This window comes from Halomonas sp. 111, from assembly GCF_052379685.1.
GTDB classification, from domain to species: domain Bacteria; phylum Pseudomonadota; class Gammaproteobacteria; order Pseudomonadales; family Halomonadaceae; genus Vreelandella; species Vreelandella citrativorans.
This window is the reverse complement of sequence record NZ_JBQSYV010000002.1, coordinates 173,289-182,131: the sequence shown is the minus strand read 5'-3', so window position 1 is coordinate 182,131 and position 8,843 is coordinate 173,289. Positions and strand designations below refer to the sequence as shown.

At 51.9% G+C, this 8,843-nt stretch carries 14 protein-coding genes; 3 read left to right on the top strand and 11 right to left on the bottom strand.

Translation table 11 applies throughout. The features are described 5' to 3' along the window. Window positions 1-9: 9 nt before the first annotated feature. Window positions 10-579 (bottom strand): hypothetical protein, encoded by a 570-nt coding sequence (locus tag ACT3T7_RS02415; RefSeq protein WP_444629975.1) that lies wholly within the window; start codon window positions 577-579, stop codon window positions 10-12. A 399-nt stretch (window positions 580-978) separates the two neighbouring features. Between ACT3T7_RS02415 and ACT3T7_RS02410 the strand changes: the two genes are divergently transcribed. Together ACT3T7_RS02410 and ACT3T7_RS02405 are read left to right on the top strand one after the other, a co-directional pair. Beyond that, window positions 979-1,746, top strand: coding sequence for a Rha family transcriptional regulator (locus tag ACT3T7_RS02410; RefSeq protein WP_444629974.1), 768 nt, complete (start codon window positions 979-981; stop codon window positions 1,744-1,746). Continuing rightward, a complete protein-coding gene (locus tag ACT3T7_RS02405) occupies window positions 1,743-2,006 on the top strand; it encodes a hypothetical protein (RefSeq protein WP_444629973.1) in 264 nt (87 codons plus the stop codon). The genes ACT3T7_RS02410 and ACT3T7_RS02405 overlap by 4 nt, the downstream gene beginning before the upstream one ends. Window positions 2,007-2,752: 746 nt before the next feature. On the opposite strand, the gene ACT3T7_RS02400 is transcribed toward ACT3T7_RS02405, so the two are convergent. The 3 genes from ACT3T7_RS02400 to ACT3T7_RS02390 all read right to left on the bottom strand — a co-directional run bounded on the left by ACT3T7_RS02400 (window position 2,753) and on the right by ACT3T7_RS02390 (window position 4,971). Then, entirely contained in the window at window positions 2,753-3,286 is a 534-nt protein-coding gene (locus tag ACT3T7_RS02400) for a hypothetical protein (RefSeq protein WP_444629972.1), read from the bottom strand. A gap of 24 nt (window positions 3,287-3,310) precedes the next feature. Next, window positions 3,311-4,369 carry a hypothetical protein gene (locus tag ACT3T7_RS02395; RefSeq protein WP_444629971.1) on the bottom strand — a complete coding sequence of 353 codons (1,059 nt, stop codon included), beginning with the start codon at window positions 4,367-4,369 and terminating at the stop codon, window positions 3,311-3,313. A gap of 98 nt (window positions 4,370-4,467) precedes the next feature. Beyond that, window positions 4,468-4,971 carry a KilA-N domain-containing protein gene (locus tag ACT3T7_RS02390; protein ID WP_444629970.1) on the bottom strand — a complete coding sequence of 168 codons (504 nt, stop codon included), beginning with the start codon at window positions 4,969-4,971 and terminating at the stop codon, window positions 4,468-4,470. 307 nt (window positions 4,972-5,278) lie between these two features. On the opposite strand from ACT3T7_RS02390, the gene ACT3T7_RS02385 reads away from it, so the two are divergent. Then, window positions 5,279-5,407 (top strand): hypothetical protein, encoded by a 129-nt coding sequence (locus ACT3T7_RS02385; RefSeq protein ID WP_444629969.1) that lies wholly within the window; start codon window positions 5,279-5,281, stop codon window positions 5,405-5,407. Window positions 5,408-5,433: 26 nt separating this feature from the next. Here the strand turns inward: ACT3T7_RS02385 and ACT3T7_RS02380 are convergent, their stop codons facing one another. The 7 genes from ACT3T7_RS02380 to ACT3T7_RS02350 all read right to left on the bottom strand — a co-directional run bounded on the left by ACT3T7_RS02380 (window position 5,434) and on the right by ACT3T7_RS02350 (window position 8,818). After that, on the bottom strand, window positions 5,434-5,826 hold the full coding sequence (locus tag ACT3T7_RS02380) for a hypothetical protein (protein ID WP_444629968.1): 393 nt from the start codon (window positions 5,824-5,826) through the stop codon (window positions 5,434-5,436). Window positions 5,827-5,897: 71 nt separating this feature from the next. Next, entirely contained in the window at window positions 5,898-6,881 is a 984-nt protein-coding gene (locus ACT3T7_RS02375; RefSeq protein ID WP_444629967.1) for a phage tail tube protein, read from the bottom strand. A 62-nt stretch (window positions 6,882-6,943) separates the two neighbouring features. After that, window positions 6,944-7,387: a hypothetical protein gene (locus tag ACT3T7_RS02370; RefSeq protein WP_444629966.1), complete on the bottom strand. Its 444-nt coding sequence runs from the start codon at window positions 7,385-7,387 to the stop codon at window positions 6,944-6,946. After that, window positions 7,384-7,797, bottom strand: a complete 414-nt coding sequence (locus ACT3T7_RS02365) for a hypothetical protein (RefSeq protein ID WP_444629965.1) — start codon at window positions 7,795-7,797, stop codon at window positions 7,384-7,386. The genes ACT3T7_RS02370 and ACT3T7_RS02365 overlap by 4 nt, the downstream gene beginning before the upstream one ends. After that, entirely contained in the window at window positions 7,797-8,189 is a 393-nt protein-coding gene (locus tag ACT3T7_RS02360) for a hypothetical protein (protein ID WP_444629964.1), read from the bottom strand. Before ACT3T7_RS02360 ends, ACT3T7_RS02365 begins: the two co-directional genes overlap by 1 nt. Continuing rightward, window positions 8,189-8,560 (bottom strand): hypothetical protein, encoded by a 372-nt coding sequence (locus ACT3T7_RS02355; RefSeq protein WP_444629963.1) that lies wholly within the window; start codon window positions 8,558-8,560, stop codon window positions 8,189-8,191. The genes ACT3T7_RS02360 and ACT3T7_RS02355 overlap by 1 nt, the downstream gene beginning before the upstream one ends. A gap of 3 nt (window positions 8,561-8,563) precedes the next feature. Continuing rightward, the gene (locus tag ACT3T7_RS02350) at window positions 8,564-8,818 is read right to left on the bottom strand and encodes a hypothetical protein (protein ID WP_444629962.1); all 255 of its coding nucleotides are present in this window, start codon (window positions 8,816-8,818) and stop codon (window positions 8,564-8,566) included. Between the last annotated feature and the right edge of the window lie 25 nt (window positions 8,819-8,843).

Below are 8,843 nucleotides of genomic sequence, written 5' to 3'. Positions count from 1 at the left end.
AAATAAATCCTAGTATGGAATTTCATCATCAAAGTCGTATTGAGGATTATTTGGGTTGGTGATTTTTCGGCTCTTTATCTCTTCTTCTGATAGGCCTTGCTCAACAAGACTAAACGCCTTTATGGAAGGGGCGTGGCGATGCTTTTGAACATGATCTAGAAGTTGCTCCCAATATTCCTGAAGCATAGGACAATCAATAAATTCTTTTTTCAGACTAACGGGTTGCCCCATGCTTGGCAAAAGCCATAAGTCTGGAGAGGCCTTGATCGTTTCCCATATCCGCATCTCTTCATAATCAAGCAGCGATGCCTTGTTCAATGCCAGTGAAATAAGCCTCATCGCCTCGTCTGTTGACCATAGCACATCAATCATATCGCGGAACGATGGGCCATCGTAGCCGCCCGATAGATCAAACTTCTCTTGTTCCGCCGCCCGCTCAAGCGCCCACTCAACCACTCCTGTGATCGTGCGCTTCTGCTCCCTGGCTAGCAGGTCGATCAGGTACTTGGTTTTGGGGTCCAGCCTCAACGAGACATTAACGCTGCTCGAAGCTCTGGGCTTGGGCTTTTTGTCGACCATGTGAGGCTCCAAAAAAAACGAGTCTCATCAAGTTTTTATCATTAATGCTATGGCGTCAATACGGCGCACATAACTTGCTGTGCCGCAAGTTGCTTGCAACGCGTCAATATACGTCATAGACTGAACTTGCATTCGCCAACAGGAGGCACTTATGAGCACTACTAGTCGAAAGAAATATTTCAACGTCCGCATAGAGTCAGGCAGAGGTGAGCGTATTGATGAATGGGCTAAATCTTCGCGACGCAGCTTTTCTCAAGAGGTCTTGCTTCTGATTGACCAGGGGATCGCGTGGAGGAATGAGCACGGAAACAAAATACCCACCCCAAAATGAAGAAACCCCAGCGATGTAGGGTCGCCAGGGCTTCGAATGTAGATCCAACCACCAGAAGGAAAGACCACATGAGCAATTCTATGGTAATCAGCGGCAACAACCAAGCCACTATGAGCAGTCGTGAAATTTCCGAACTCTCCGGTAAGCGACATGATGCAGTGCTGCGGGACATTCGCCGGATGTTCGATAAGCTGGAAGAAGATGCCCACACTTTTGTGGGGACTTACATCGACTCTCTTGGGCGCGAGCAATCCGAGTACCTTTTGCCGCGCCGAGAGTGTGAAATCCTTGTTACCGGTTATGACGTTAAGCGCCGCGCCGCTGTTATTGATCGTTGGTTCGACCTAGAGAGCGGAAATAAGGCTCCGGTTCGCACTGTCGCCGCTAACGACCCACTCGACCAAGCCGAGAAGCTATGCGGCATGCTCAACCTGACCGGATCAAGCAAGCTGGTGGCAGTGGGCCGTTTCGTTCGATCCAGTATGCCTCACCTCGTTCCGCTGCTTCCAGATTACGCGATAGATGCGCCCGCCGTAGCAGGCAGCGCAGCATCCAGCCTAGCCACTGAATCAGCTACAGCGTTACTTAGTAAGTGTGATGCTGGCATGTGCGCTGCACGATTCAACCGCTTGTGCGAAGCCGCAGGCATCCTTGAGAAGAAGTCCCGCAAGAAGAAAACCGGAGGTATGAAGTCTTTCTGGTGCGTTACCGAGAAAGGCTTGGATTACGGCAAGAACGTGACCTCTGAACACTCACCACTGGAAACTCAACCGCATTGGTACTGCGATCATTTCGACGCACTGTTAGCTCTGGTTGAGCAGGAGAAAGCAGCATGATTCACATTAACCGTGAAACGGCCATGATTGCAGATTGGATTAACCAAGATACCCCATGGGCCAGCCGTATCGACGACGCTAGCAGCGCTAATGGTGACTTGGCAGCGCTGGGCAACACCATCAAGGGTGAGTTTATAGATTCGCTAAAAGGCGTTAAGCCGACATTCTACCGCGACTACATTCTCGCCTCTCTTGATCGAGTGGACTGGGCGGCGGTTGCTGCAACCCATGTTGCTCAAGGTAATGATGAGCAACCCTAAACTCTAAGCATTAAAAAGCCCTCTCGGTGCACTAACACCTTGAGGGCTCCAGATACCTTCCGTCACAAGGAAAGATCAATGATTCATTCTAACACCAATTCGCCGGTTGACAACCGCTTAGCGTGCGCCCTCATAGATCAAGCCGAAGCCCTCGATGCCATTTCCCAGCTAATTAGCTCGGGTCTATAGCAGGGTGATATCAAGCTAAGCGCATCGGCCACCCTGTGCCAGCGGGATATAACGCTTTACGCTGCCGCGATTCGAGCTGTGGCGTCTAACATTGACCGGCCCAATTGCAGTCTTAGCGAGATATCCCTTAGCAAGCCCGTTCGCCAAGCGCTTTTCATCCAATTAAGAAGGCCTGTAAGGCAGCTGGATGTTGGTGAGCTGCTAGAGGACTTCGTCTCTTGTGGCATTGATCTGCTAGCGACCTGTATTGACTGCATGAGCGGGACTGATGACGGCAGCCGATGCCTAATGCAAGCCTGCCTCTGGATGCGGGAGACGCTAGCCAGCTTCAATGAGGTGTTCGACGAGGCGATTGCGTACTGGCAAGGGATTGATTGCAAGGAGTTAGCCGCATGAAGTTCATCACCCTAGAGCTTAAATTCCTCAGCAACCTCTACTTCAAGCCCCGCTTCGGCGGGGTTTTTCATCTGTTCGCATGACACGAACGGTTGCGCTTGGTTAAAGGCCTATAATGCAAAGCCCCGCCTCATCCTTCCCCCTTGTTGTCATAAATTATCCTAATCATCTTTGTTGGATAATTTTTTTAGAAATTCTGATTTTCTTTTTCGGTCGGTTTCTCTGTTGCTAATGTCGGCTATGAAAGAAGAGACCTTATGCGAATCAGAGAAAAACATCCCCATTAAAAACAAACTAATACCAAATAGAGCGCCGATAATGGAGAACGCTATTCTGAAGACCTCGATATCTGAGGAGAAAAATGCCAGCACCTGTATTGAAAAAATAGCTGATAATACATTGAAAATCATAGCGAACCAGGCATTCCTCACTTTTCGAGAAACCCTGATACTGATACGGCGCTTCTCATTATTGCTGAGCCCCTCCAGCGTCTTCATTTCATAGTATTTATTTTTAACGGCATAGATATACACCAAAGGAGCCAAGAAGACGCTTGCCATTATCCAAGGAGTGCCGAACTCGGCATCATTGGGAACCAAGGAAATAGACATTTTAAAAGCTATATAACCCATTCCCGCACAGAGAACTAACCCGAGTGGTCCAAAAAAAGTAACCTTTCGGTCATGCTTGCTCATATCCGAACGCCCTCAAGCAAACTCTCAAATAAGAGGATCGTTGCCATCAGAGAGGTCAATTTCCCCATCTGAAACCTTGTCTCTCAGCCACTTAAACATGTTGTCATAAAGGAGGTTCTCATCGAGAACCCCGTCATAATAAATAAAGTCAACATTCCCTGAAAGGCGAAGCTCACCCCCTTTTATATCTCCTCCTCCATTGAGCATTATAGTTACATCTGCTGAGTCGGTGTGCCTTAAAGATGTAGCTATGCTGTCAAGGACTTTTTGCCCTTCTTTGCTTGTTTTTCTTGAGTAAGTGACCTCTAGTTTTACTTTTAGGTTTGCGTCGTCAAGCTCTTCGCTAAACTCTTGCTGATCCAGCCATTTCTCCCCCATTAACCCCTTCAGCACATCAAACCCCATTCCTTTCGGAGTGAATTTTACGCTTCTAGCCATGGACCCGCCTGAGCTATCTATATCCAAAGGCACTCCCTCCCCAGTAAGAACCGGTGCGCCAAGTAAAATCTTTTTAGCAGATCGAGACTCGAGCTTTTTTATAGTCTTCTCTAGGGGCTTGTCACTCAAAATAACTGCCGAATCCTTGCCTATAACTTGCGCTTTATCAGATAGGAACCATTGCAGGTGAGCTTCTAGCTCTCTGGAGGTAAGAGATCTGGATTGAACCACTGCTAGGTGGTTGCCTATAACCGAAAAATATAAGAAAGAATCAACAAATTCTCTTATCTTCTTGTCTTCACTGCCATGACTTTGACCGCCTTCGGACTCAAGCCGAATCTTATCGGTCGTCAGAGCGTCTATTGAGTAGTGCTCGACTGAATCATCTAGCGTTAATAGCCCTTGAGGCTTGCCGGGCTCGAACATAAGCATCTGGCCATAAAACATTCTTTCTCGGTCTTTAATTTCATTAATGAGCCTTCTAACATTGCTGCTTTCGCTCAGAGCTTCCATTCTTGCCTTGGCAAAATGAGTTGATGAGCCCTTGTCAAAAACTTTTTGCAAAAGTGTCTGTAAATCGTGTTTTTCTCCGTGTATGGAGACGTGCTTATAATAAATCGTTTTGCGCTGCTGCTTCTTCTGCATTCCCATTCCCCTTGTAAACAATTATGGTCGCACACCTCTACGGGCGCTCTAACCGATCTTAGCTTTAAAGGGGAGGGCGGCGCTAGCTTGGTGGCGGATTATCCGTGCCTGTCTAGCATTGGCAGAGACATTTGAAGCTGGTCTCGCCAATATTCGGCCCGCGCCTCCAGCGCTGGCTTCTGCCAACGATGCGCGGCAAGTTCGCGTCCGGCCATGCTGCCTTTGGCAATCTGGTCGTCTAACTGCTGACAGGCTTGTTCATACCGCTGGAGAGCGCTGATGTCGCCGCGAAGCAGTGCGTCTATTTGCAGATCGCACCATACGGCAAACTCTGCATCTATCCAGCGTGCAAATACTACCGCCAGTTTTGGATGCAACCAGGTGCCGCCTGAACGTCCGCGAGAGGTCTTTATTAAATTGCGGGATTCTCCCGCATTTAAAGCTTTGGTCAGAGCATCCATGTAACGTTTTGTCTCGGGCAATCGCAGCCATTCATTGGGTAGCTTGCCGTTCTTTTTGGCAATGTCAGTTGCATTGATCCAGCCATCAACATTGAAGCGAACGACCTGATCTTGATAAGGGAAGGGGATTACGTTTTTCATGGGGTGGCACCTCAATAGAAACGAGCCTCGGTTGCCCAGAAACAACGGCCCCAGAGATAGCCGCAGCTCTCCCGAAGCACGTTTCTGTTGAGACTCTGGATTGATTGCGCCGGGCATGGCGCATAAAAAAGCCGCCTCAGTGGGCGGCCGGGTTCTTGCTGCTTTTCTGTCCGTCTTTCCATTTGATCCAGCAGTCATCCATCGCGCATACCACGGCTACCGCCTCCTCGGGGTCGGCGGGAAGTTCTAGGGCGTCAATAAGCGCGATGATTTTCAGTGGGTCTAGCTGGAGAGGGATGCCGTGGGTGTGCGGTCTGCTGCGAGTGGCGAGGTGAAAGGTGTTGATCCAGAACTGGGTTCGCTCGTCGGCTTCCGGGCGCTTAACCTGGCTGCCGAAGCGCGCATTCAGGGCAGTGGCCGCCGCCGTTTTTCCTGACCACTTCAGGTCGTGATCAAGAACGGCTACGGCTTTTTTTTCTGCTTCTCGGTATATTCATTTTCAAAGCGCGTCATCTGCCGCGCCTTTCTGCGCACTGCCTCGAATAAGGGGTCGTCGTTTAGAAGTAGTACCGTAGCGTTCTCAATTGAGTAGGGGATTGCTTGCTCATCCAGCTCCATTCCCTCCCAGTCCCGAAGCACACCTTCAGCCCACTCTTGCGCCGTGCCTCGCAGGCGCTCCATGATCGGGATATCGCCATCGGGGTATTTCTCCTGCTGCTCTTTGGCAATGCGCTCACTGGCCTGTAGGTGGGCCGGGTTCCCGCTCTTAGCGATTTTGAAGCGACCCCCTTTGATATCCTCCCATTTGCCATCAGTCATCTTGGATTCGTCAAAACGTTTGAATTGATAAGCCATTTTCTAATCCTCTCCGCTCCGCAATAAAAAGGGCGACTCAGGCGCGGATATTCCCTGAGTCGCCTAAAGGGTTAAGCTGCGCTTTCTTCGTCTTCCTGTGGCTCTGGAATCACGAGCGACGATGTTGAGGCTTGCGCCTCCGCATCTACTGGCGTCCGCGTGAAGCGAACCGAGTAGCCTGCCTCAATGCTCTTGCGATACTGGGCGTCGAGCGTGGCTGTTACTGGATCACTGCCGGATGGCGTGGGTAGCTCGCCATTCAAGAACGTTTTGGACGTTTCGATGCGGTAGGTGGTTGTGCCATCACTCATCGAGAAGTCGGTGGTAATCGGCACGCGGGTTAGCGTGTGCTGCCAGAGGTCGAAGCCATCAGCAGTGAACGCAAACTCGATGTTGCCGGTGGCGTTTAGGTCGCCAATGACCTGACGGCCTGCGGTCACTCGACCGATACACATCTGAGCGGAGTAGCTGTTATCCAAGCTGATGGAGTAGGTGGAAATGCAGGTACCATCGAGCACGGCGCCATCAATCAGCACGTCACCACCGTTAACCGCTGCTGTCATTACCGGGGTAGTGGTCGGGTCGTTGAACGTATCGCCGCTCGGGTCGTAAGTGCCTTCGTAGCCGGTGCCCACAAAATCAATAGATCCGGTGATGCGAGCGCCTGCTTCAACCGTTAGGCCCAGCACGGACACGCGCATGCCTTTCATTAGCACGTGCTTGTTGATTCGCTGATAACTGACCAAAACCTCAAAGGCCTTGTCTTGCAGGCCGCCAGCGACGACTTGGCCGGTTTCTGCATCCCAATCGTTGGCACAAGCGGCAGCGATGAAGTCATCGAAGGTCTGAGCCGAGAAGTTGAAGCTTATGGTCCCGCCAACCTCAGCCGAAAGCAGCACTTCATCGGTCTCTTCGCGCTGCCCTAGCTGCTCGCCAGCGCCTTCTGTGCTTGGCGTAATAGTTGGGCCGCCGTCGGTGCGGCGGAAGATGTTCCACGGGCCGCCTGAGCCGTCCTCACGGTAGGCAATACGAATAGTTGAACCTGAATCTTGCATGGGTCACCTCTGGGCAATAAAAAACCCACTCAGAGGTGGGTTGTGTGGGGTTTCGGTTGTGGCTAGCAGCCTGCGTCAAAGTCGGTTATCACGTTTCTTCGATACCAGTTTTCCTCGGGTTGCACCCGAACGTTTGAAGTTGCGTGCGTGGTTAGGTGGCCTTGCTGCCAGAACTCGAAATGCGCTGCTAACTGGTCGGCTAGCTGCGAGCATTCATAGGCAGGGTTGGTCGGCGTCCCTCCATCGGCTTCCGTTGGTTTTCTGGGGTAGTAAATCTCAATGGAAATGGTACCCGGAACCAGGCGGCCCGGCTTGTCCGCTATTTCTCCTGCGCGTGCCGGGCCTTCTGTAATGACGAACCGCGCCCATGGTGAGCGCCGCTCCCCATCGCGTGCTCGCCTTACGCTAGGCGGGATAATCGTCCCATCAAACCAGATTGGCAGGCTGCCGGGCCACTCAGCCATTCGGCTCTCAAGCGCGCTCTGAATATCTACATAATCCATCATCGACCACCGTATTTGGAGCGAATGGCAGAGGCTGCCGTGCGATAGACGCCATCACCTGCTTGATCCGAGTGCCCATCTTCGATGCGGACCGCATACGGGAGGTTGTTCTGCAAATAGACAATTGTGAAGGGTGCGTTTTCAGTCAGCAGCTTGCGTATTTCTCGGTCGTAGGCTTGCTGGTCAAGATTGCCCTTGGGCGCCGTTGATCCCGCGACAAGCTCGAACGTCATATCGCGGTCACCGATAGATATTCGATGGTTATGACGGTAAGTGCCTTGGTCAACTGGCGAGCCGAACTGTAGGATCTGCAGCGCTTCGGCAACAATCTGGTTGCGTAGCTTCACGAGCTCATTTTCAACCTGCGGGATAAAGGCCGATAGCGGGGTAGACCACCCGCCACGCCGAGCCATTATGTCCGCCTCAGGGCTAGAGTCCATGTAGCATCTGCCGGATCTTGCCCAACGCTCTTAACCGTCATGCCGCTGATCACGTCGTCGACCTGCGGTATAGCCAGATTGCCTGTGGGCTCTCCATCGACCACTTCGACTGTCTCGATTTTAAGCGCTCCCGACAGCTTGGTATCCGTCGCCAATATTCGGGCGCCGTCGATTTCGTGCTGCTTGAAGCTGCCAAGCACGCCACGCCCCCGGTAATAGCTCGTCTCTGTTTCGTACTGCCCGGTTTCTGGGTTATAGCCACCTGTAGAGACGGTGCGAGAGCCTTCAAAGGGCTTGATGGCATCCTTTAACTTGCCGTCGTAGGCCTTTGCCAGCTTGGTGTTTAGCTTGTCAGTGATGCCCATCACAACCTCCGAAGTATTCGCACGCCTGCACCGAAGGGCGTTAACCAAGGCGATAGCAGCGTTTTAACGTACTCCATATCGCCATTGACTGGCCGGGAGCCGTCGGCAAAGGTTTCGTCCACTTCGACGCCTTCGGCTTTAACACGACTGCTCTTGACCACGCCTTCGCTATTGGCGAACAGCTCGCCCCGGGCAGCCATGCGCGCCAGATAAGCCCCGGCGCGAATAATGCGCTCGTCGTCAACGTCGGCTGGGATTCCTTTAGCCGTGAGCCAGTCATTGGCCATTTGCACAGCGAGCGGCTTTGCCGCTTCCTCGGCCCAGTCACTGCCGAGAATTTCATCTACCTGGTTGGCAGTGACGTAGGGCATGGGTTATTCCTTATCGGCTTGATTTTCGGAGGTTGCGGATGTTGGCTTGTCAGTCTTGGCGGTTGCTTTTGACTTTTTGGGCGCGGCCACGGTCTTAACCGGCACATTGGCGTCTTCGTAGGCCTTAGCGATGTGCGGATAATCACCCTCGATAACCACGCTTTTTGCCGAGCGCTCAATCTCGCGAAACAGCTTGGGGTTGCGATAGCGCTTGCCCTTTTCAAAGCCGGTTTTGCGAGCTGAATAAATTAATTCCATGACTCTCTCCAATTAAGAGGGCGGC

Bases quoted from the DNA above. Each gene is read 5' to 3' on its own strand.
- ACT3T7_RS02400 (WP_444629972.1), bottom strand. From the start codon at position 3,286: ATGAGCAAGCATGACCGAAAGGTTACTTTTTTTGGACCACTCGGGTTA.
- ACT3T7_RS02405 (WP_444629973.1), top strand. From the start codon at position 1,743: ATGATTCACATTAACCGTGAAACGGCCATGATTGCAGATTGGATTAAC.
- ACT3T7_RS02360 (WP_444629964.1), bottom strand. From the start codon at position 8,189: ATGGGCATCACTGACAAGCTAAACACCAAGCTGGCAAAGGCCTACGAC.
- ACT3T7_RS02395 (WP_444629971.1), bottom strand. From the start codon at position 4,369: ATGCAGAAGAAGCAGCAGCGCAAAACGATTTATTATAAGCACGTCTCC.
- ACT3T7_RS02410 (WP_444629974.1), top strand. From the start codon at position 979: ATGAGCAATTCTATGGTAATCAGCGGCAACAACCAAGCCACTATGAGC.
- ACT3T7_RS02355 (WP_444629963.1), bottom strand. From the start codon at position 8,560: ATGCCCTACGTCACTGCCAACCAGGTAGATGAAATTCTCGGCAGTGAC.
- ACT3T7_RS02390 (WP_444629970.1), bottom strand. From the start codon at position 4,971: ATGAAAAACGTAATCCCCTTCCCTTATCAAGATCAGGTCGTTCGCTTC.
- ACT3T7_RS02380 (WP_444629968.1), bottom strand. From the start codon at position 5,826: ATGGCTTATCAATTCAAACGTTTTGACGAATCCAAGATGACTGATGGC.
- ACT3T7_RS02350 (WP_444629962.1), bottom strand. From the start codon at position 8,818: ATGGAATTAATTTATTCAGCTCGCAAAACCGGCTTTGAAAAGGGCAAG.
- ACT3T7_RS02415 (WP_444629975.1), bottom strand. From the start codon at position 579: ATGGTCGACAAAAAGCCCAAGCCCAGAGCTTCGAGCAGCGTTAATGTC.
- ACT3T7_RS02365 (WP_444629965.1), bottom strand. From the start codon at position 7,797: ATGGCTCGGCGTGGCGGGTGGTCTACCCCGCTATCGGCCTTTATCCCG.
- ACT3T7_RS02370 (WP_444629966.1), bottom strand. From the start codon at position 7,387: ATGATGGATTATGTAGATATTCAGAGCGCGCTTGAGAGCCGAATGGCT.
- ACT3T7_RS02375 (WP_444629967.1), bottom strand. From the start codon at position 6,881: ATGCAAGATTCAGGTTCAACTATTCGTATTGCCTACCGTGAGGACGGC.